The sequence below is a fragment of the Actinomadura sp. J1-007 genome, from assembly GCF_009793335.1.
Taxonomy (GTDB): Bacteria; Actinomycetota; Actinomycetes; order Streptosporangiales; family Streptosporangiaceae; genus Spirillospora; species Spirillospora yumaensis.
This window is the reverse complement of the sequence record NZ_WING01000003.1, coordinates 726,139-747,326: the sequence shown is the minus strand read 5'-3', so window position 1 is coordinate 747,326 and position 21,188 is coordinate 726,139. Positions and strand designations below refer to the sequence as shown.

The window sequence follows — 21,188 nt, the reverse complement described above, 5'->3', positions numbered from 1 at the left end:
CCGGAGGCCCGGCCTACCTCTCCAGCGTCGCCGCGAGGACGTACGCCGCGGCCTGCGCCTGGGGCCCGGAGGCTTTCCGGAAGGTGACCGAGGCCAGCCGCTTGGACGGGTCGACCGGCAGCCGCAGCCCGTAGACCTTCACGGCGCCGTCGTCCCGCTTGCCGTACAGCCAGCGGTAGCGGGCCCGGATCGGCGCGTCGCCCGCCCCGGTGACCCAGTCGTCGGCCCGTACGGTCACCGTGTTCGTCGAGCCGTCGGCATACGCGAGCTTCACCGGCAGGTCCGCGGGCCCGTACGCGGCGGAGGCGAGCAGGTCGAGCGAGCCGTACCTGCCGTCGGGGGCCTGCACCGTACGGTCGTCGGCCGCGAGCACGGCGTTCTTCGAGCCCTTGGCACCCGACGGCCAGTCGTAGCGCACGAGGTCGTGCGTGTAAGGGCCCGCCTGCGGCAGTTCCTCGGCGGGGTAGCCGATCCCGCGTCCGGCGAAGTCGGTGTCCTGCGGGTCGTCGGCCCCGGCGATGACGTCCGCCGTACGGGCCGGAGCCAGGTTCAGAGGCACGCTCTCACCGACGACGCGCAGCTCTCCACTGCCGGTGTAACCCTGGTCCCGCACCTTGGCCGTGGCCGTCACGGTGGCGCTGCCGCTCGCCGTCGAAGCGGGTACGGCGAGGTCGAAGTCGGTGTGCATCCGCTGGTGCGGCTTCAGCGCCGGGACGGCAACGGTGACCGGCTCGGCGCCCGGCCACGACGGCTGGACGACGGCGCTGCCCGGGACCGTGGGGCGGTCGCCGCGGTTGGCCAGGGTGAGGGTGACTCCCGAGGCGCCGCCCGGCCTGGTGCTCGTCGCCTTGACGCCGACGTCGAGGAGGTCGGCCGTGGCGGGGTCGTATCCCGCCTTGGCGATGCGGAACGTCCAGGCGTTCTTGGACGGGGTGGCCGCCTGCCCCTCGGCGGGCATGTCGACGACGAGCCGGCCCGCGGAGTCCCGGTGCCAGGAGAGCGGCTTGCCGTACCCGAGCAGCCGGACCTCGTCGCCGGGGCCGACGCCGACCGGGGCGGTGAGGACGAGCTGGTCGCCGGGCCACTCCGTGGCCGTGGCGTACAGCGCCTTGGGCTGCCGGGTGAACCGGACCGGGACGTTCGCGCCCTTGTCCTCGGCCTGCGTCCAGTAGCCGGAGCCGTAGACGGCCTCGCCGTTGGTCCTCAGCCAGGCGCCCAGCGCCCGGACCCGCTGCGCTTGCAGGTCGGGAATGGTGCCGTCGGCCTTCGGCCCCACGTCGAGGAGCAGGTTGCCGCCCTTGGAGACGATGTCGATGAACGAGGTGACGAGCTGCTTGTCGGTGAGGTAGTCGCCCGCGTCCTCAAGCTGGTTGTAGCCGTAGGAGCGGCCGATGCCGCGGCTGGCCTCCCAGCTCGACTTCCTGATGTCCGGCTCGACGGAGTACTCGGGTGTGGTGAAGTCGTGGTGCTCGTTGCCGCACCGGTTGTCGACGACGACGTCCTTGGGCGCGGCGCGGTCCTTGGCCTTGTTGTAGTAGCGGGCCATGAAGGCGTCGCTGTTGTTGACGCCGCCGATGTCGCACCAGACGATGTCGGGGTCGTAGCCGTCGACCAGCTCGTTCATCTGCTGGTACTGGTAGTTCTCGACCCAGTCGGCGACGGTCTTGTAACCGGTGTAGGGCACCTGGGCGCCGGTGTAGGGGTTCTTCGGCGCGCCGCGCCCGAACCAGCCGCTCCACTGCACCGGCTCGTCGGGGCTGTACCACTCGGGCATGGAGAAGTAGACGCCGTTCTTCAGCCCGTACCGGCCGCTCCTGTTGACGTCGACGAGCGAACGGACGATGTCGCGCTTGGGGCCGTGGACGACGGTGTTGCGGTCGGAGACCTTGGAGTCCCACAGGGCGACGCCGTCGTGGTGCTTGGCGACCAGCACGTAGTACTTGGACCCGCCGTCCTTGAACAGCTTCAGCCACTCGTCCGGGTCGAACTTCTCGGCCTTCCACTGGCCCAGGAAGTCGTCGTAGGCGAAGTTCTCGCCGTACGTCTGGCGGTGGTGCTGGTAGGTCGGAGAGTCCTTCCGGTTCATCTCCGACCAGTACCACTCGGCGTAGGCGTTGCCCGACTGGCGGTCCTTCGGAGCCCAGGCGGGCACGGAGTAGGCGCCCCAGGTGATGAACGTGCCGAGCTTGGCGTCCGAGAACCACTGCGGCGCCTTGTGCCGGGACAGTGACGCGGTGTCGGGCGTGTAGTCGGAGATGTCGGTGTCGTCGTGCCACGTGACCGCGAGCCGCTTGCCGGCGGCTCCGGCCTCGGGCACCGCGGCGGCCTGCGCCGCCGCGAGCGCGAGGAGGAGCCCGGCGGCGACCGCGACGGTGCGCCGGGCTCTCCCGGGACGGGTGAAGGTGGGGGCTTGCACGGAGGTCTCCCCTCACACAGAAATGTGCTTACGGCAGGGACCATCCGTGGTCAGGCGGGTTCCGGGCAAGGGGCGAGCGGAGACTGCTCGGAAGATTGGCAGGACCATTGCCGGTTCAGTGCTGCCGTTTGGCAGCTTCTGCCCGTAGATAACGACATATGGGTCCGACCAATCGGGTCGCTGCTGATCGCCGCGCCCCTCAGCCCGCGTCCAGCTGCGCCCGCAGCCACTCCTCGACCGCGCCGACGTGCGCGGCGGCCGCGGTCCTCGCCGCCTCGGGGTCCCGGGCGCACAGCGACCGGTAGATGCGGCCGTGCTCGGTGCGCGCCCGGGCGAACGCGGCCGCGTCCTGCTCCCCGCGCCGGATCCGGGCGCGGAACGTCCGCGAGGAGAGCCCCTCCACGATCGCCGCCAGCGCCTCGTTGCCCGCGGCCTGCGCGATCGTGCGGTGGAAGGCCATGTCGGCGACCAGGAACTCCTCCGGGTCGTCGGCGCCGTCCATCGCCTTCAGCCAACGCTCGACCTCGGCCAGCTCCTCCTCGCCGATGCGGGCGGCGGCCATCGCGGTCGCGCTCGCCTCCAGGATCCGGCGCACCTCCAGGAGCTCGGCCAGCCGGGACGCCGGCGAGATCTCCGCGACCATGCCGAAGGTCTCCAGGAGCTCACCGGTCTCCAGGCTGGTCACGTAGATCCCCGAGCCGTGCCGGGACTCCAGCACGCCCAGCACGGTCAGCGCGCGGATCGCCTCCCGCATCGAACTGCGCGAGATGCCGAGCCGCACCGCCAGCTCCCGCTCGGTGGGCAGCCGCTGCCCGGGACCGAGCCTGCCGTCGGCGATCATCGCCTTGATCTGGCCTATGGCGCGCTGGGTCACCGACCCGCTCGCCGGACTGTCCTCGGCCATGGCGCCCCCTCTCAGCCGGACACTGTCGCGGCAGTCTATCCAGGCAAGTAGTCAGACCAATCCGTTGCTTATCTCGAACTTCTCCCTGGTTTGGGCTGTTCTACGAGCTAAGAGGTCTGATAAATATTCGGGCACGGCACGTGGACGGGACCGGTCGCGTGTCGCCCACCCCCTACGTCGAAGGAGCTGTCAGATGACCGGCACGACAGCGCGTTTCAGGTCCGGGACGATGTGGACGGCGGCCCTCACGGCCTGCGCCGCCCTGGCGCTCTCCGCCTGCGGCAGCACGAAGGACGGCTCCGGGACGGCGTCCGGAGGCGGGTCCGGCGAGTCCGGCAAGGCCGGCGTGATCCTGCCGCTGCTCACCTCGCCGTTCTGGCAGGCGTACAACGGCTACGTGCCGAGGATGGCCGCCGAGGAGGGCGTCGGCACGCTCAAGACCGTCAACTCCAACAGCGATCCCGCCCAGCAGATCACCGACATCAACAACCAGCTCAACCAGGGGGTCCGGGGCCTGGTCGTCGCCCCGCTGGACAGCGCCGCCATCGCCGCCGGCCTCGCCCAGGCCGAACGCAAGGGCGTCCCGGTGGTCGCCGTGGACGTCGCGCCCGAGAAGGGCAAGGTCGCCATGATCGTGCGCGCGAACAACGTCGCGTACGGCGAGAAGGCGTGCGACTACCTCGGCGGCACCGTCAAGAAGGGCAAGGTCGTCCAGATCATGGGCGATCTGGCGTCGGTGAACGGCCGGGAGCGGTCCGAGGCGTTCCGCGCCTGCGTCGGCAAGAAGTACCCGGGCCTGAAGGTGCTGGAGGTCCCGCGAAGTGGGAGTCCGACGCCGCGGCCGCCAAGCTCGACACGCTGCTCAACGCCGACCCCGACATCAAGGGGATCTACATGCAGGCCGGCGGCGTCTACCTCGCCCCGACCCTCCAGACCCTCAAGTCCAAGGGAATGCTGAAGAAGGCCGGGGAGGACGGCCACATCGCGATCGTCTCCAACGACGGCATCCCGCAGGAGTTCGCGGCCATCCGCGAGGGCCAGATCGACGCGACCGTGTCCCAGCCCGCCGACGCCTACGCCAAGTACGCCCTGCGGTACATCAAGCGGGCCATGGCGGGCGAGACGTTCGAGCCGGGCGCGACCGACCACGGCTCGACGATCGTCCGGTTGCCCAACGGCCTGCTGGAGGACCAGCTGCCCGCGCCGCTGGTCACCGAGCGGAACGTCGACGACCCCGCGCTGTGGGGCAACACCGCCAAATGAGCGCGACCGACACACCGCCCCGGCCGCTGCTCGCGGCCGAGGGGATCACCAAACGGTACGGGACGACCGTGGCCCTCGCGGACGGGCGGCTGACCGTGATGCCCGGCGAGTCCCACGCGCTCGTCGGCCGGAACGGCGCCGGCAAGTCCACGCTGGTGTCCATCGTCACCGGCCTCCAGACGCCGGACTCCGGCGCCGTCGCCTTCGACGGCGAGCCCGCCCCGCCGGCCGCCGACCGCGACGCGTGGCGCCGCAAGGTCGCCTGCGTCTACCAGAAGCCGACCGTCGTGCCCGGCCTCACCGTCGCCGAGAACCTCTTCCTCAACCGGCAGCCGACGGGGCGCGGCGGCTTCCTCAGCTGGAGGCGGCTGCGCGAGCGGGCCGCCGAGCTGCTCGACGCCTGGGACATCCGGATCTCGCCGGACGCGGTCACCGCCGACCTCAAGGTCGAGGACCGGCAGATGGTGGAGATCGCCCGCGCGCTGTCGTACGGCACGCGCCTCATCGTGCTGGACGAGCCGACCGCGCAGCTCGACAACCGCGAGATCGAGCGGCTCTTCGCCCGCATGGGGGCCCTCCAGGAGTCCGGGGTGACGTTCCTGTTCATCTCGCACCACCTCCAGGAGGTGTACGAGGTGTGCCAGACCGTCACCGTCCTGCGCGACGCCCGCTGGATCACCACCGCCTCCGTGGCGGACCTGCCGTACGACGCGCTGGTCGAGGCGATGGCGGGCGAGGCCGCCACCGGCCGGGCCGGGCAAGGGCCGGAGGCCGCCGCCCGCCCCGGGCCGCCGGCGGACGCGCCCGTCCGGCTGGCGGTGCGCGGCCTCACCGGGTCCCGCGGCGCGTACGCGGACGTCTCGTTCACGATCCGCCGCGGCGAGGTCGTCGGCCTCGCCGGGAGCAGCGCCAGCGGAAAGGTCGAGCTCGCCGAGACCTTCGCGGGGCTGCACACCCCGACCGCCGGCGAGGCCGAGCTCGACGGCGCGGCGCTGCCGTTCGGGGACGTCAGGTCCGCGCTCGACGCCGGTGTCGGCTGCGTCCCCCGGGACCGGCACGAGCAGGGCCTCGTCGCCGGGATGACCATCGCCGACAACGCCACGCTGAGCGTGCTCGACCGGCTCGGCCGGTTCGGGTTCGTCGGGACCGGCGCCCGGCGGAACGTCGCCGGCGAGCTGATCGAGCGCCTGGACGTCCACGCCGAGGGGAGCGAGCAGCAGGTCGCCGCGCTGTCGGGCGGCAACGCCCAGAAGGTGGTCATGGCCCGCGCGCTCGCCTCGGACCCCAAGCTGCTCGTGCTCATCAACCCCACCGCCGGGGTGGACGTGAAGTCCAAGCAGTCCCTGCTCGCCCGCGTGGACAGCGCCCGCGAGGACGGCACCGCGCTGCTCGTCGTCTCCGACGAACTCGACGATCTGCGCCGCTGCGACCGGGTGCTCGTCCTGTTCCACGGCCGCGTGGTCGCCGAGCACCCCGCGGGCTGGCGGGACCGCGACCTGATCGCCTCGATCGAAGGAGCGCACCGTGGCTGACACCAAGACCGCCGCACCCGGGACGGCGGCGGGGAGCCCGCGCGGCTCCGCGACCTCCCGCGGACCCGGGAACGTGCTGCTGCGCCGCGCGCGGGAGCTCACCCTCGTCCCCGCGCTGATCCTGCTGCTCGTGCTCGGCGCGGTGCTCAACGACTCGTTCCTCACCGAACGCAACCTGATCTCGATCCTCGGCGCGTCGGCCGCCCTCGCGATGGTGGTGCTGGCGGAGTCGCTGGTACTGATCGTCGGGAAGTTCGACCTGTCCCTGGAGTCGGTGGTCGGCATGGCGCCGGCGTTCGGGGCGCTGCTGGTGCTGCCCGCCGCGTCCTCGGGGTTCGGCACCGAGTGGCCGGCGTGGGCGGGGCTGCTCGCCATCGTCCTCGCGGGAGCCGTGCTGGGCGCGGTCAACGGCGTGCTGGTGGTGCGGTTCAAGCTCAACGCCTTCATCGTCACCCTCGCCATGCTGATCGTGCTCCGCGGCGTGCTGGTCGGCACGACCGAGGGCAAGACCCTCTTCGGCATGCCCGAGTCGTTCTACTCGCTCGCCACCACGACGTTCCTCACCATCCCGATGTCGGTGTGGTGCGCGGCCGCCGCCTTCGGCGTCGCCGGGTTCCTGCTCAAGTACCACCGCTGGGGCCGCGCGCTGTACGCGGTCGGCGGCAACGCGGAGGCGGCGCGGGCGGCCGGGATCCGGGTGGAGCGCGTGATGCTCGGCGTCTTCGTCGTCGCCGGGACGCTGGCGGCGCTCGGCGGCCTGATGCAGACCGGCTACGTCGGCGCCATCAACGCCAACCAGGGCCAGAACATGATCTTCACGGTGTTCGCCGCGGCCGTCATCGGCGGCATCAGCCTCGACGGCGGCAGGGGCACCATGTTCGGCGCGCTGACCGGCGTGCTGCTGCTCGGCGTCGTGCAGAACCTGCTGACCCTCGCCCAGGTGCCGTCGTTCTGGATCCAGGCCATCTACGGCGGGATCATCCTCGTCGCCCTCATGATCGCGCGGCTCACCTCGGGCCGCGCGCAGGACTAGCCGCAACACACGGAGGAGAAGCCGTACATGAAACTGATGCGCGTCGGCGACCGCGGTGGCGAACGGCCCGCCGTCCGCACCGGCGACGGACGGGTGCTCGGCCTGGCCGCCCTCACGCCGGACATCGACGGCGCCTTCCTCGCCGGCGGCGGGCTCGACCGGGTCCGCGCCGCGCTGGAGGAGGGCGGGCTACCGGAGATGGAGGTCGAGGGCGTGCGCGTCGGCGCCCCCGTCGCCCGTCCGGGCAAGGTCGTCTGCGTCGGCCTCAACTACCGCGACCACGCGGCCGAGACGGGAGCGCCGATCCCGGAGCGCCCGGTGGTCTTCATGAAGGACCCGGGCACCGTCGTGGGTCCGTACGACGGGGTGCTCATCCCGCGCGGCTCGACCCGTACCGACTGGGAGGTCGAACTCGGCGTCGTCATCGGGCGCCGGGCCCGCTACCTGGAGGACGCGGAGGAGGCGCTGGCCTGCGTGGCGGGCTACGCCGTCAGCCACGACGTCTCCGAACGGGAGTTCCAGCTCGACTACTCCCCGCAGTGGGACCTCGGCAAGTCCTGCGAGACGTTCAACCCGCTCGGCCCCTGGCTCGTCACCGCCGACGAGGTCCCCGATCCGCAGAGCCTGACGCTGCGGCTGTCGGTGAACGGCGCCCGCCGCCAGCACGGCCGCACCCACGACATGATCTTCCCGGTGGGGGAGATCGTCCGCTATCTCAGCCGGTACATGGTGCTCGAACCCGGAGACCTCATCAACACCGGCACCCCGGCCGGCGTCGCGCTCGGCCTGCCCGGCACGCCCTACCTGCGCGCCGGCGACACCGTGGAACTGTCCATCGACGGTCTCGGCGGCCAGCGCCAGACACTGGCGAACGCATGAAAGGCGGCTCCTTGCCCCCGGCTCCACCGTCCCCGCCGTCCGGGAACCCGGTCATCACGGCGGTCGACACCTACGACATCCGGTTCCCCACGTCGCGGCGGCTCGCGGGTTCGGACGCGATGAACCCCGATCCCGACTACTCCGCGGCCTACCTCGTCCTGCGGACGGACGCGGGCGACGGGCTGGAGGGCCACGGCTTCGCCTTCACCATCGGCCGCGGCAACGACGTGCAGGTCGCGGCGATCGAGGCGCTGCGCCCGCACGTGGTGGGCCGGTCCGTCGAGGAGGTCTGCGGGGATCCCGGCACGCTGAGCCGCGTCCTGGTCGGAGACAGCCAGCTGCGGTGGCTCGGCCCCGAGAAGGGCGTCATGCACATGGCGATCGGCGCCGTCGTGAACGCCGTGTGGGACCTGGCCGCCAAACGGGCGGGGGAGCCGCTGTGGCGGCTGCTCGCGCACGCGGACCCCGAATGGCTGGTGAGCCAGGTCGACTTCCGCTACCTGACGGACGCGCTCACCCCCGAGGAGGCGCTGGAGCTGCTGCGCCGCGGCAAGGACGGCGCGGATACGCGCGAGGCCGCGCTGCGCGAGCGCGGATACCCCGCCTACACCACCTCTCCGGGCTGGCTCGGCTACTCCGACGAGAAGCTGACCAGGCTGGCCGAGCAGGCCGTCGCGGACGGGTTCTCCCAGATCAAGCTGAAGGTCGGCGCGGACCTCGACGAGGACGTCCGGCGGCTGCGCCTCGCCCGGCAGGCGGTCGGCCCCGACGTCCGCATCGCCGTCGACGCCAACCAGCGGTGGGGCGTGGCCGAGGCGATCACGTGGACGCGGGCGCTGGCCGATTCCGACCCGTACTGGATCGAGGAGCCCACGAGCCCCGACGACATCCTCGGGCACGCGGCGGTGCGCAGGGGAGTGGCCCCGGTGAAGGTGGCGACCGGCGAGCACGTGCACAACCGCGTCGTGTTCAAGCAGCTGCTCCAGGCGGGCGCCGTCGACGTGGTGCAGATCGACGCGGCCCGGGTCGGCGGGGTCAACGAGAACCTCGCGATCCTGCTGCTGGCGGCGAAGTTCGGGGTGCCGGTGTGCCCGCACGCCGGAGGCGTCGGGCTGTGCGAGCTGGTGCAGCACCTGTCGATGTTCGACTACGTCGCGCTGTCCGGCACGACCCGGAACCGCGTCATCGAGTACGTCGACCACCTGCACGAGCACTTCGTGACGCCGGTCCTGGTCCGCGGCGGCCACTACACGGCGCCCACGGCGCCCGGCTTCTCGGCGCAGCTGCGCGCCGAGGCCATCGCCGAGCACAGCTATCCGGACGGAACGTTCTGGGCCGCGGAACGCGCGGCACGAGCGGAGGAGGCGGCATGACCGATCTCAAGGGCCTCAAGGCCGTGGTCACCGGCGGGGCGTCGGGCATCGGCCTCGCCACCGCGCGGCTGCTGGCCGAGCGGGGCGCGGACGTGGCGGTCCTGGACCTGCGCCCCGAATCCCTGCCCGGACCGCTGCGCGGCCATCGCGCGGACGTGGCCGACGACGCCTCGGTGAGGGCCGCCGTCGAGGCCGCCGCCGAGGACCTGGGCGGCATCGACGTCCTGGTCAACAACGCCGGGATCGGAGCGGTCGGCACGGTGGAGGACAACGGCGACGACGAGTGGCGACGCCTCTGGGAGGTCAACGTCCTCGGCATCGTCCGCGTCTCCCGGGCGGCGCTGCCGCACCTGCGCCGGGCGGCGCAGACCCCTCCGCACAGCGCGGCGATCGTCAACACCTGCTCCATCGCCGCCACCGCCGGGCTGCCGCAGCGCGCCGCCTACTCGGCCAGCAAGGGTGCCGTGCTGTCGCTGACCCTGGCGATGGCGGCCGACCACGTGACCGAGGGCGTCCGGGTCAACTGCGTCACCCCGGGCACCGTGGACACCCCGTGGGTGGGACGGCTGCTCGGCCAGGCCGCGGACCCGGAGGCGGAACGGGCCGCGCTGAACGCCCGCCAGCCGACAGGGCGGCTCGTCACCCCCGGCGAGGTGGCGGCGGCCATCGCCTACCTGGCGTCCCCGGAGGCGGGTGCCGTCACCGGCACCGCGCTCGCCGTCGACGGCGGCATGCACGGCCTGCGGCTCCGCTCGCCGGAGCGGCGATGAGGCCGCCCGCGCGCACGAGCGTGCCCCGGCCCGCAGCGGCACGCACGCCCTTCCCGCAGGTGAGGGAACCATGAGGCGGCGCACGCTCGGCCGCGGTGTGGAGATCACCGAACTCGGCTTCGGCGGGGCCGCGCTGGGAGGGCTCTACACGGCCGTGGACGACGGCACCGCCGCCGCGACGGTCGACGCGGCGTGGGCGGAGGGCGTCCGCTACTTCGACACCGCGCCGCACTACGGACTCGGCCTGTCCGAACGGCGGCTCGGCGCGGCGCTGCGCGACCGGCCGCGACCGTCGTTCGCCGTCTCCACCAAGGTGGGGCGGCTGCTCGTGCCGTACGCGCGGAACGATCCCGGCCGTCCCGCCGACGACCGCGCCGCCGGCTTCGCCGTGCCGGCCACCCACCGGCGGGTGTGGGACTTCAGCGCCGACGGGGTGCGCCGTTCGCTGGCCGGGAGCCTGGAACGGCTCGGCCTCGACCGGATCGACGTCGTCTACCTGCACGACCCGGACGATCACGCGGAACAGGCGTTCGGCGAGGCGTACCCGGCGCTGGAGCGGCTGCGCGGCGAGGGCGCCGTCGGGGCGATCGGCGCGGGCATGAACCAGGTGGAGATGCTGGCCCGGTTCGTCCGCGACACCGACGTCGACGTCGTGCTGTGCGCCGGCCGCTACACGCTGATGGAGCAGCCGGCGCTCACCGGACTGCTGCCCGCGGCGGCCGAGCGCGGCAAGAGCGTCGTGGTCGGCGGCGTCTTCAACTCGGGCCTGCTGGCCGATCCCCGGCGCGAGGCGACGTACGACTACGCGCGTGCGCCGCGTCCCGTACTGGACAGGGCCCTGGCCATGAAGGCCGTCACCGAACGGCATGGCGTCCCGCTGCGGGCGGCGGCACTGCGCTTCCCGTTCGGGCACCCGGCTGTGGCCGCCGTCCTGACGGGCGCCCGCAGTCCGGCCGAGGTGGCGGACGCGGCGGCGCTGCTGGCCCGTCCCGTCCCCGGGGCCGTGTGGGCGGAGCTGCGTGCGGAGGGCCTCCTGCCTGAGGACGTCCCCGTGCCGGAGGACGAGGCGGGACCGCCGTGCGCATAGCCCTGTTCATCACGTGCTTCAACGACACGATGTTCCCCGGGACCGGCAAGGCCGTCGTCCGGCTCCTCGAACGGCTCGGCCACACCGTCGACTTCCCGCAGGAGCAGGGCTGCTGCGGGCAGATGCACTTCAACACCGGCTACCGCCGCGAAGCGGTGCCGCTGGCGCGCCGCTTCGCCGAGGTGTTCAGGGGGTACGAGGCGGTGGTCACGCCGTCCGGCTCGTGTGCGGCGATGGTCCGCGACCACCACCGCGTCCTCCAGCCGGACCTCGCGCCACCGCCGGTCTACGAACTGTCCGAGCTGCTGGTCGACGTGCTCGGCGTCACGGACGTCGGCGCCTGGTTCCCGCATCGGGTCACCTACCACCCCACCTGCCATTCGATGCGGATGCTGCGCGTCGGCGACAGGCCGCTCCGGCTGCTGCGCGCGGTCCGCGGCATCGACCTCGTCGAGCTGCCCGCCGCCGAATCCTGCTGCGGCTTCGGCGGCACGTTCGCGCTGAAGAACCCGGACACCTCGAACGCGATGCTGGCCGACAAGGTCCATCACGTGCGGGCCACCGGCGCCGAGGTGCTGTGCGCGGGCGACAACTCCTGCCTGATGCACATCGGCGGCGCGTTGAGCAGGACGCGCACGGGCATCGCCACCCGGCACCTGGCCGAGATCCTGGCCGCGACGGAAGAGGACGCCGATGAACACCCCTCATGACAGCGTGGTCTGGCTGGGCGCCCCGGCGTTCCCCGAAGCGGCGCGCAGCGCCCTGGCCGACACCCGGCTACGGAAGAACCTGCGCAAGGCCACCGGGACGATCCGCGAAAAACGCCTCGCCGCCACCGGAGAGCTCGACGATTGGGAAGAACTGCGCGCCGCGGGGGCGGCCGTCAAACGGCGTACGCTCCGCCACCTCGACCGCTACCTGGAACAGTTGGAGGAATCCGTCGCGCGCGCGGGCGGCACGGTGCACTGGGCCGCGGACGCGGCCGAGGCCAACCGCATCGTCACCGAGCTGGTCACGGCCACCGGCGAACGCGAGGTCGTCAAGGTCAAATCGATGGCCACCCAGGAGATCGGCCTGAACGAGGCCCTGGCCGCCGCGGGGATCAGCGCCTACGAGACGGACCTCGCCGAACTCATCGTGCAACTCGCCGGGGACCATCCGTCGCACATCCTCGTCCCGGCGATCCACCGCGGCCGCGCCGAGATCCGCGAGATCTTCCGGCGCGGGATGGGCGACCGTGGGCGTCCGGCCCCGGACGGCCTGTCCGACGAGCCCGCCGCCCTGGCGGAGGCGGCGCGGCTGCACCTGCGGGACAAGTTCCTGCGCGCGAAGGTCGCCGTGTCCGGTGCCAACTTCGCCTGCGCCGACACCGGAACGATCGGCGTCGTCGAGTCCGAGGGGAACGGCCGGATGTGCCTCACCCTGCCCGACACCCTGATCACCGTCATGGGCATCGAGAAGGTGCTCCCGTCCTTCGCCGACCTGGAGGTCTTCCTCCAGCTGCTGCCCCGCTCCTCGACCGGCGAGCGGATGAACCCCTACACCAGCATGTGGACCGGGACCGTCGCGGGCGACGGGCCGCGCGCCTTCCACCTCGTCCTGCTGGACAACGGGCGGACGGCGACGCTGCGCGACCCGGTGGGACGCCAGGCGCTGGCCTGCATCCGCTGCTCGGCCTGCCTCAACGTCTGCCCCGTGTACGAACGGACCGGCGGGCACGCCTACGGCTCGGTGTACCCCGGCCCCATCGGCGCGGTGCTCACGCCGCAGCTCATGGGCGTGGGGCAGGCGTCGTCGCTGCCGTTCGCCTCGACCCTGTGCGGAGCGTGCTACGACGCCTGCCCAGTGAAGATCGACATCCCCGAGGTGCTCGTGCATCTGCGGGCGGCGGAGGTCGATGCCAAGCGCGGCGGGGTGCCCACCCCGGAGGCGCTCGCGATGAAGGCGGCGGCGGGCGTGCTGGGATCGCCCCGCCGCCTGGCCGCGGCACAGCGGGCCGCCGCCGCGACCGGTCGGCTGTCGGCGCGCCGCGGCTCGATACGCCGCCTGCCGGGCCCCCTGTCCCGCTGGTCGGACACCCGGGACACGCCCGCTCCGCCGCGCGAGTCGTTCCGCGCGTGGTGGCGGCGGACCCGTACCGGCCCCACCGCGGAGGACGAACGATGAGCGGCGCCCGCGACACCGTGCTGCGGCGGGTCCGCGCCGCACTGGCCGACGTGCCGGCGGGCGAACGCCCGGACGATGTGCCCGTGCCCCGCGCCTACCGCCGCAGCCACGCTGGCGGAGACGTCGTCGGCCTGTTCGCCGACCGGCTATCCGACTACGGAGCCGGCGTCACGCGCACCGGCGACCCCGCGACCGCCATCACCGCCGCGCTGACCCGAAGGGGAGTGGACGGCCTGGTCGTCCCCGACGGCCTGCCCTCCGGATGGCTGCGCCCCGGCCCTTGGAGCGTGCTGCGCGACGACCCGCCGCTGCCGGTGGCCGCGCTGGACGACGCCTCGGGCGTGCTGACCACCGCGACGGCCGGGATCGCCGTCACCGGCACGCTCGTGCTCGACGCGGGCCCCGGGCAGGGACGCCGCGCGCTGACCCTGTTGCCCGACTACCACCTGTGCGTCGTCCCGTCCGCCAGGATCGTCGGCGACGTCCCCGAGGCGCTGGCGCGGCTGGCACCGGACGCCCCGCTGACGTTCGTCTCCGGACCGTCCGCGACCAGCGACATCGAACTCGACCGTGTCGAGGGCGTGCACGGCCCGCGCGTCCTTGAGGTCATCATCGTCGAAGACGACAAGGAGCCGCCCGCATGAGGATCGCCCTGCACACCAAGGTCCGCGCCGACCGCGTCGAGCAGTACGAGAGCGCCCATCGCGCGGTGCCCGACGAGCTGACCGCGGCCATCCGCGCCGCCGGAGCCGAATCCTGGACGATCTGGCGCAGCGGAACCGACCTCTTCCACGTGATCGAGTGCGAGGACTACGCGAGGCTCCTCGCGGAGCTCGAACACCACCCGGTCAACGTCGCCTGGCAGGCGCGCATGGCCGGGCTGCTGGACGTCGAGCACGACTATTCAGAGACGGGGGCCGCGAGCGGACTGCCCGTGGTCTGGGAACTGTGAGGCACCGTGGACATCATCGACGCCCACCACCACGTCTGGGACCTGGCCGTTCGCGACCAGGACTGGATCACCGGGCCCCGGCTCGCGCCGATCCGGCGCGACTTCTCCCTCGCCGACCTGGCGGCGGACGCCCGCCGCACCCCGTTGCGGGCCAGCGTGCTCGTCCAGACGGTGGCGGCCGCGGAGGAGACGCCGGAGTTCCTGTCCCTCGCAGCCCGCGGTGACCTGGTCGCGGGCGTCGTCGGCTGGACCGACCTCACCGCGCCGGACGTGGCCGACCGGCTGGCGGCGCTGCGCGAAGCCCCGGAGGGCGGCACCTCGTCGGCATCCGCCACCAGGTCCAGGCCGAACCGGACCCCGAGTGGCTGCTGCGTCCCGACGTCGCCCGCGGCCTGACCGCGGTGGCCGCGGCCGGACTCGTCTACGACCTGGTCGTCCTCCCGCACCAGCTGCCCGCCTGCGCCGAGGCCGCCGCCGCCCACCCGGAGCTGACGTTCGTCCTGGACCACCTCGGCAAGCCCGGCATCGCCGCTGGTGAGCTCTCCCCGTGGACGGCGGGCCTGCGGGCCCTGGCCGCCCTGCCGAACACCACCGCCAAGCTCTCCGGCCTGGTCACCGAGGCCGACTGGGACGCTTGGACGACGGCCGACCTGCGCCCGTACACCGAGGAGGCCCTGGAGCTCTACGGCCCCGACCGGCTCATGTTCGGCTCGGACTGGCCCGTCTGCCGCCTGGCCGCCTCCTACGAAACCGTGCTGGAGACCGCCCGGGAGCTGACCCGCCACCTCGCCCCACCGAACGCGCAGCCGTCTTCTCCACCACCGCGCTCCGCGTCTACGGCCTTGACGGCCTCCTCCCCACCCCGCGCCCCGCCGCCGGATGACGTCCGCCCCGGAACGCACCACCTCCCACGCGGAGGTCTACGGATGCGCGGGTTGTCGTGAATTTGACGCTTTGCTGTGATTGGTGACACGTCCCGGCGGGACACAATACCTGGTACATCGAACGATTCATCTCGCGAGGAGGTCAAAAGGCGGCGAAGCGCGCTCACGCGTGCCTTGGCGGGCGCCAGATCAGAAGGTGAGGCGTCACGTTGCCGCGCCATTTTCGCGCAACGCCGGCGTCCATTCGCATTGGCTGTGGCGGGACGTGCATTCGCACGGCCGACAGGCGTCTCGCCTGATTCGCATTCACTTTCTCGCGGGGGATCGAGTGAACGGTGTGCGTCTCAGCACGGTGATCATGGCGCATCCCGCCCGTGCCGCGCTGCTGCCCGCGCTGATCGACGCCTGTGCCGGGCTGGCGCCCCGGATCGTCTTCGATCCGGACCCCGCCGGGCCGCCGAGCCCGTTGCGGACCGCGAAGCGAGCCTGGGCCGCTGTCGCGTCCGGAGCCACCCACCACCTGGTGCTCCAGGACGACGTGATCCCCGTGGCGGGGTTCGTCGAGCAGGTATGCCGGGCGATCGAGGCGAAGCCGGAGCACGGTCTCGCGCTGTGCGTCAACTGGAACAGCCCGCACAACTCCTACTACGCCCGCCGCGCGGCGGCGGTCGGGTCGCCGTGGGCGCCCCTGTCGACCACCGAGTGGATGCCGACCCTCGGCCTGGTCCTCCCCGCCGACGCCGCGCTCGGCCTCGCCGCCCATCTGCACCGGGTGCCGGACGATTTCGTCGATGAGGACGAGGTCGTGGTGGAGTTCTGCCGAATCCGCGGGCTTCCGGTCGTCGCGGCCCTGCCGAACCTCGTCGATCACGCAGGGGTCCCGTCCCTCACCGCGCACTACCTGGTCAGCCACGCGATCACGCTTCCCGCCGATGTCCCTCCCCTGGAGGAGGGGCACTGGTCGGCGATGGCCGCCGCGGAACCGTTCCTCACCGAACGCGTCACCGACGTGTCGCGGCGCCGGTACACCGTGGAGTTGTGGGACTCCGAATGCTCCCTGCGCTTCGTCCGCGACGAGGCCGGAGAGGCGGTCGAGCACCCCTTCAGTTGGTACTGGTACGACTGGTGCCCGCTGGCAGGGATCGACCCACGCGAGATCGTGGCGGCCTACCGGGAGGACGCCACGCCCGGCGTTCCTCCTGAGATCGGGCTTGAGGTGTGGGCCGCGGGCTTTCTTCTGGGATCGGACGCCGCCACGACGATGCGCGACGCGCCGGCCGAGGCGCTCTCGCCGGCGTTGCCGCCCGCGACGGCGGCGGGCCTGCTGCGCGGGGTCGTCGCGTCGTGGGTCCGGTCCGGACTGGTCCCGGAGGACCTGGCCGATCTCGATGATCCGGCGCGGGCCGCCCTGGTGGACCTCGGGGTCGCCGCCGTCGCCGCCGCGCGTACGGGTCGGCGGCGGGTGCCCACCGCGGCGGCCGGCCGATGACCGAAGCGATCGTCGAGCGGATGGCCGGACGCGAGGCCGCAGCGCTGGTGCTGGCCGCCCCGTGGGTGCCCAACGCGCCGTACCTCCCGCCGCTGGTCATGTACGTCCGGCGCTGCCAGGAGTGCGGCGCGGACGAGCGCGCCGCGGCGCGACGCCCGGACGCGCTGCCCCTGCGCGGCTGGCCGCTTGCCGCGACCGGCGACCGGACCGGGCCGGTGTCGAGTCTCACGGTGCTCGGGTGTGAGCGGCTGGCACCCCGTTCGGTGCTGCCGATCGTGGTGGCGCTGACCGGCGGCGCCCCGGGCCCGGTCGCGTTCCGGAGCCGGGCGGTGGCCTGGGCCGACCACTCGGGCGAGAGCCTGCCCGCGACGCTGGCCCTCATAGACGAGTCCGAGCGCTGGGCGGACGGCTGCTCGGCCCCCGAGCCGTACGGCGACCCGGTCACGCTTCCCGCCTGCACGCGCCCCCGCCGCACGCCGGGACGCACGGGTCCGCGCGCCGCGCACTTCCTGACGCCGCACCCGCACGGCCTGCGGCTCGACCGCCTCAACGCCCACTACCTGCGCTACCGCCTGACCATGGTCGATCTCCTGCTGAACGGGTCACCGCGGTGACCCGGCACCCCGGCGTCGCCGCCGCTCCCCAGGACCCAAGGCAAGGACCCATGCCGCGGGCCCCTCGGTGATCGTCGTCTCGCCGCACCTGGACGACGCGGCGCTGTCGGCGTGGGCCAGGCTGGCCGCGGGGAACGTCATGGTGATCACGGTGTTCACCGGCCGTCCGCCCGCGGCGTTCACCGTGAGCTCCTGGGACCTGGAGACCGGTGCCACCTGCTCCCACCAGCGCATGCGCGAACGCCTGGCCGAGGACGACCGGGCGCTCGGCGGCCTGGGCGTGCCGACCGTCCGCCTGGGTCAGGTCGAGTTCGAGTACCGGAGCGGAGGCGACGCGGACGTGGCCGCGATCGCCGAGGGGCTCCGCCGCTACCTCGCCGGCTGCGGCGAACTGTGGCTGCCCGCCGGGATCGGCGCCCATCCTGATCACATCGCGGCGCGAGACGCCGGCCTCCTGGCGCTGATGGCGGCGCCCGGCCTCGCAGCCCGCTTCTACGCCGACTTCCCCTACGTCGCCGAGGACGGCTGGCCGTCCTGGATCACGACCGCGACCCGCCACGGCACCCACGCGCTCGTCTGCCCCGAATCGACCGAGCTGTGCCCACTCCGCTTCGGGGACGTGCGTCCGACGGCCCGGATCACCGTCCTGGATCCGGACGAGCGGGCGGCGAAGACCAGCACGCTGCGCAACTACCGGTCGCAACTCTGCGCGCTCGGGCTCACGGACGAGGAACTGGCCCGATCATCGCGAATGCTCAACTACGAACTGAGCTGGTCGGCATGAGCCCCACCCACACGCCGCCACCACCCGCGACTCCTGCCCTGCGGGTCCAGCCAACGACACCACGACCGTGAAAGGCCGACCGTGCTCGACACCTTGAGGTGCGAGCCGGAACGGCCCTCGGTCCGACTCGGTCAGCAGGAGTCGCCGCCACCTCCGAAGAAGTCGCCGTGACGGTACCCGGGACGCCTTCTCGCTGGAGTGGGCGCTCTGCGCGGACGGGGACGGGCACGGTGGCTGGACGGCGACGTCCGTGGGGAGTCGCTGTAGAACATCGTGCCGAGACCGGCGAAATTCTGGGGCGCGTCCTTCTCCGGCCCGTCGTAGTGGTACCAGTCGGGGGGCGTTTCGTTGGCCGTCCTGTACTTGCGCAGATCCCCGGCGCGCCCACGTGCCACGCTGTAGGGCAGGTCGTCCGCGGTAGGGAGGCGCTGGTCCAGGCGCGCGAAGTAGTCCTCCACCTCGGCGCGGAGCCGCTGGGCGTCGGGCGTGAGCGGGTCGACGCGCCGGGACCACCGCCACGTGGCCGCCGCCGCCACCAGCAGGCCGAGACCGCAGGCGGTCAGATCGGTCACGGACCGGGCGACGGCCGGGTCGCGGACCAGCAGAACGAACCCGATCACTCCCGTGAGCACGGCCATGAACCGCGGCAGGGGAGCGCCCGACTCGTTCGCCCAGTCCCGCCGCCAGCCGCGGGCGGCGATGGCCTCCTCGACGAGCGGCCTCACGGACCGCTGAAGGCTCCATCCGCCGACTGCCTTGACGAGCGCCGAGTCCAGGTCGCCGAAGACCGTTCTCAGGAACTCCTTCTCGTAAGGACGCAGGTCCGCCGGGTCGCCCTGCCCGGTCAGCCGGAGCGCGACGCCCCCCGGCCTGCGGTCGACAATCCGCAGGTGCCCCGAACGGCGAGGTCGAACGCCAGGATCGCGCCGAGGTCGGGCCATCCCCAGTCGGCACGCAGGCCGACGAGTTCGGCGGGCGGGACCTCGGCGCCCGGCGTGGTCGGCGTCCGGTCCGCCCGGCGTTCGCGGCGCACCCCGGACACCGAGACCCCCGCCAGCACGACCGCGAGAGCGAGCCAGCCGACCACGCCGACCCGCCACGCCGGACCGCCCCGGGACCGTCCCACCGCGCCGTCCGGCAGGTGAGCGCTGATCGCGATGCCCCGCCCCGCCGCCAGCCGCTGTTCGAAGCCGGACGGCGCCTTGAGCCGTACGGTCGCCGCGGGCGCGGCCGAAGCGGTAGGGGCGGGAGCGGCGAACGGGACGGCGAGGCAGGCGACCGCCGCCCGAGCAGGATCGGGCGCATGACAGGTTGGACTATCCGAGCGATCGGAGAGTTCTCGACCCGAAGGAATCGAAACCGTCGCGCCGGGCCACCCGAACCAGCGTTCGCCGCGCCAGCAATGGACCTCGTAGGTGCCCGCGTCCACTAGAGCAATGCTGATGGATTTCGCGTCGAAAGACGCGGACCAAGCACATTGGATGCGGCAAAGGGGCGTGATAAACCACTCAGACCAGGGAAACGGATCTGACCCCTCACCTGGCTCAGGAGGCAGACCATGGCCATCAAGCACGCCATCGCGGCGGGCGCCGCCGTCATCACCGCCCTCGGCATCACCACCGCGGCCGCCGACCCGGCCACCGCCGCAACCACCGCCATCACCTGCACCACCGGCCTGTTCACCGAGCAAGGCGCTGGAATCCTGTTGGCCAGCGGATGCCGCCCGGCCCAAGGCGGCGACGCCCCCTACACTTTCCAGATCCAGAAGGAACTGGGCACCCAGACGCCCCGGACCGTCGTTTGCCAAAGCGCCAACCGGCTCACCCTCGAAGAGTTCGATCAAGGCATCAGCCTGCTCTACTTCGTCTTCGGTCCGATCCTGGTGGTGCGGGCGCCGGAGCTGAGAGCCGCCGGGCCGGACTACTGGGGCGGCGGACAGCAGTGCACGAGCCGCCCAGGCTGACCCGCGAAAGGGGGAAGTGGTGGGTCCTGCCGGGGGTGGACTCCTGCCGGTACTGACACGGTCTCACCGTCGTCCGGCGGTCGCCTCGATCAGTTCGTAGGCCAGGTCGAAGTGGACGCCGTCGGGATTGCTCAGGTCCTTGTCCGCATACCAGGAGGCGTCGGCCTCCGGGTGGGGGCCGCTCACCCCGACCCGGCCCTTGCCGTACGGGGCGACGACGACGGCGGCCGTCTTGTTGGGATAGGTCGCCAGGACGGTGGCATCGGCGCCGGGGTCCAGGAAGAAGGCCGGGCCGTCCTGGAAGTACATGTGCCGGGGCCTGCCCTGCCAGTTCACCGGCACCACGGTGTCGCGCCCGTCGGTGACCGTGGCACCGGGGGAGTCGATGTATCCGTTGGTGTCGCCGGGCAGCAGGTCGAAGCCCGGGTTGCGCCCGGCCAGGTAGGCGCCGAAGCACAGGCCCAGGAAGCCGCCTCCCTCCCGGACCCAGTTGCGGATCGCCCCGGCCGAGCCCTCCAGATGCCGCCAGGTTCCCTTCAGGTCGGCGCCGCCGCCGGGCTGGACGTACAGCCGCGCGTCGGCCAGGGCGGCAGCGGTCAGAGGCGTCTCGCCGCCCACGTACTCGACCCGGTACGGCCGTGGCGCCCCGCGCAGCAGGGCGGCCACGGTCTCCGGGCACGCGGGGCAGCCCTGCGGGCCGTTGTAGACCAACGCGAGGGGCGGCCGAGCGCTACGCCCGCCGTCCGACCGGTCGTCGTTCGACCGGCCGCAGCCGGCGGCCAGCAGGGCGGCGGCCGGGAGGACGCCGAAGACCAGCCGGCGCCGGTCCACAACGGTCGGACCGGGGACGGCACTCGGGTCCATACCGGACATGGGATCTCTCCTCTGTTCACCTGCCGCGCACTGGGCCTTCGCGGACTCGCGACGCCCGTACGGTCCGCCGCGCTGGGGCCATCGCTCGCGGGGACGCCTCCGTCCCCGCCGGTCACACCCGACACGTTACGCAGCGCCGCCTACGGTCCTGACGGCCGCACCCGCCATGCCGGGAACGCCCTGCCGCCAGCGGAAACGGGTCCGAT

23 protein-coding genes are annotated in these 21,188 nt (G+C 72.8%); 18 read left to right on the top strand and 5 right to left on the bottom strand.

Going from position 1 to position 21,188, the window contains the following annotated elements; genetic code table 11:
• Nucleotides 1-13 precede the first annotated feature (13 nt).
• Entirely contained in the window at nt 14-2,416 is a 2,403-nt protein-coding gene (locus tag GEV43_RS55725) for an alpha-L-fucosidase (RefSeq protein WP_206681716.1), read from the bottom strand.
• Between the two features lie 199 nt (nt 2,417-2,615).
• Nucleotides 2,616-3,320 carry a FadR/GntR family transcriptional regulator gene (locus GEV43_RS44795; protein WP_160826677.1) on the bottom strand — a complete coding sequence of 235 codons (705 nt, stop codon included), beginning with the start codon at nt 3,318-3,320 and terminating at the stop codon, nt 2,616-2,618.
• A 193-nt stretch (nt 3,321-3,513) separates the two neighbouring features.
• On the opposite strand from GEV43_RS44795, the gene GEV43_RS56850 reads away from it, so the two are divergent.
• From GEV43_RS56850 to GEV43_RS44720, 17 genes are all read left to right on the top strand, one after another.
• Nucleotides 3,514-4,278: a substrate-binding domain-containing protein gene (locus GEV43_RS56850; RefSeq protein WP_206681715.1), complete on the top strand. Its 765-nt coding sequence runs from the start codon at nt 3,514-3,516 to the stop codon at nt 4,276-4,278.
• On the top strand, nt 4,179-4,583 hold the full coding sequence (locus GEV43_RS56845; protein ID WP_375539158.1) for a substrate-binding domain-containing protein: 405 nt from the start codon (nt 4,179-4,181) through the stop codon (nt 4,581-4,583). Before GEV43_RS56850 ends, GEV43_RS56845 begins: the two co-directional genes overlap by 100 nt.
• Entirely contained in the window at nt 4,580-6,115 is a 1,536-nt protein-coding gene (locus tag GEV43_RS44785) for a sugar ABC transporter ATP-binding protein (RefSeq protein WP_160826676.1), read from the top strand. Before GEV43_RS56845 ends, GEV43_RS44785 begins: the two co-directional genes overlap by 4 nt.
• Nucleotides 6,108-7,148, top strand: coding sequence for an ABC transporter permease (locus GEV43_RS44780; RefSeq protein WP_160826675.1), 1,041 nt, complete (start codon nt 6,108-6,110; stop codon nt 7,146-7,148). Before GEV43_RS44785 ends, GEV43_RS44780 begins: the two co-directional genes overlap by 8 nt.
• Before the next feature lie 27 nt (nt 7,149-7,175).
• Nucleotides 7,176-8,027, top strand: a complete 852-nt coding sequence (locus tag GEV43_RS44775; protein ID WP_160826674.1) for a fumarylacetoacetate hydrolase family protein — start codon at nt 7,176-7,178, stop codon at nt 8,025-8,027.
• Nucleotides 8,028-8,038: 11 nt separating this feature from the next.
• On the top strand, nt 8,039-9,400 hold the full coding sequence (locus GEV43_RS44770; protein WP_241684520.1) for an L-fuconate dehydratase: 1,362 nt from the start codon (nt 8,039-8,041) through the stop codon (nt 9,398-9,400).
• The gene (locus GEV43_RS44765; protein WP_160826672.1) at nt 9,397-10,170 is read left to right on the top strand and encodes an SDR family NAD(P)-dependent oxidoreductase; all 774 of its coding nucleotides are present in this window, start codon (nt 9,397-9,399) and stop codon (nt 10,168-10,170) included. The genes GEV43_RS44770 and GEV43_RS44765 overlap by 4 nt, the downstream gene beginning before the upstream one ends.
• A gap of 70 nt (nt 10,171-10,240) precedes the next feature.
• Nucleotides 10,241-11,257, top strand: coding sequence for an aldo/keto reductase (locus GEV43_RS44760; RefSeq protein WP_160826671.1), 1,017 nt, complete (start codon nt 10,241-10,243; stop codon nt 11,255-11,257).
• Nucleotides 11,248-11,967 carry a (Fe-S)-binding protein gene (locus GEV43_RS44755; RefSeq protein ID WP_160826670.1) on the top strand — a complete coding sequence of 240 codons (720 nt, stop codon included), beginning with the start codon at nt 11,248-11,250 and terminating at the stop codon, nt 11,965-11,967. The genes GEV43_RS44760 and GEV43_RS44755 overlap by 10 nt, the downstream gene beginning before the upstream one ends.
• A complete protein-coding gene (locus tag GEV43_RS44750; protein WP_160826669.1) occupies nt 11,951-13,423 on the top strand; it encodes a LutB/LldF family L-lactate oxidation iron-sulfur protein in 1,473 nt (490 codons plus the stop codon). Before GEV43_RS44755 ends, GEV43_RS44750 begins: the two co-directional genes overlap by 17 nt.
• Nucleotides 13,420-14,067 carry an LUD domain-containing protein gene (locus GEV43_RS44745; protein ID WP_160826668.1) on the top strand — a complete coding sequence of 216 codons (648 nt, stop codon included), beginning with the start codon at nt 13,420-13,422 and terminating at the stop codon, nt 14,065-14,067. Before GEV43_RS44750 ends, GEV43_RS44745 begins: the two co-directional genes overlap by 4 nt.
• On the top strand, nt 14,064-14,375 hold the full coding sequence (locus GEV43_RS44740; RefSeq protein ID WP_160826667.1) for an L-rhamnose mutarotase: 312 nt from the start codon (nt 14,064-14,066) through the stop codon (nt 14,373-14,375). Before GEV43_RS44745 ends, GEV43_RS44740 begins: the two co-directional genes overlap by 4 nt.
• A 6-nt stretch (nt 14,376-14,381) precedes the next feature.
• Nucleotides 14,382-14,771, top strand: coding sequence for a hypothetical protein (locus tag GEV43_RS55720; protein WP_309240322.1), 390 nt, complete (start codon nt 14,382-14,384; stop codon nt 14,769-14,771).
• Nucleotides 14,702-15,319: an amidohydrolase family protein gene (locus tag GEV43_RS44735; RefSeq protein ID WP_309240366.1), complete on the top strand. Its 618-nt coding sequence runs from the start codon at nt 14,702-14,704 to the stop codon at nt 15,317-15,319. Before GEV43_RS55720 ends, GEV43_RS44735 begins: the two co-directional genes overlap by 70 nt.
• A 268-nt stretch (nt 15,320-15,587) precedes the next feature.
• Entirely contained in the window at nt 15,588-16,748 is a 1,161-nt protein-coding gene (locus GEV43_RS44730) for a hypothetical protein (RefSeq protein ID WP_160826666.1), read from the top strand.
• Nucleotides 16,745-17,362, top strand: coding sequence for a hypothetical protein (locus GEV43_RS44725; RefSeq protein WP_160826665.1), 618 nt, complete (start codon nt 16,745-16,747; stop codon nt 17,360-17,362). The genes GEV43_RS44730 and GEV43_RS44725 overlap by 4 nt, the downstream gene beginning before the upstream one ends.
• A 67-nt stretch (nt 17,363-17,429) precedes the next feature.
• Nucleotides 17,430-18,146, top strand: coding sequence for a PIG-L deacetylase family protein (locus GEV43_RS44720; protein WP_160826664.1), 717 nt, complete (start codon nt 17,430-17,432; stop codon nt 18,144-18,146).
• Nucleotides 18,147-18,277: 131 nt separating this feature from the next.
• On the opposite strand, the gene GEV43_RS44715 is transcribed toward GEV43_RS44720, so the two are convergent.
• Both GEV43_RS44715 and GEV43_RS44710 read right to left on the bottom strand, forming a co-directional pair.
• Nucleotides 18,278-18,871, bottom strand: coding sequence for a hypothetical protein (locus tag GEV43_RS44715; protein WP_160826663.1), 594 nt, complete (start codon nt 18,869-18,871; stop codon nt 18,278-18,280).
• Nucleotides 18,872-18,990: 119 nt separating this feature from the next.
• The gene (locus GEV43_RS44710; protein WP_160826662.1) at nt 18,991-19,575 is read right to left on the bottom strand and encodes a hypothetical protein; all 585 of its coding nucleotides are present in this window, start codon (nt 19,573-19,575) and stop codon (nt 18,991-18,993) included.
• 129 nt (nt 19,576-19,704) lie between these two features.
• On the opposite strand from GEV43_RS44710, the gene GEV43_RS44705 reads away from it, so the two are divergent.
• Nucleotides 19,705-20,109, top strand: coding sequence for a hypothetical protein (locus GEV43_RS44705; protein ID WP_160826661.1), 405 nt, complete (start codon nt 19,705-19,707; stop codon nt 20,107-20,109).
• A 63-nt stretch (nt 20,110-20,172) separates the two neighbouring features.
• Here GEV43_RS44705 and GEV43_RS44700 read toward each other — a convergent pair whose 3' ends face one another.
• Nucleotides 20,173-20,982, bottom strand: a complete 810-nt coding sequence (locus GEV43_RS44700) for a BPL-N domain-containing protein (protein WP_160826660.1) — start codon at nt 20,980-20,982, stop codon at nt 20,173-20,175.
• Between the last annotated feature and the right edge of the window lie 206 nt (nt 20,983-21,188).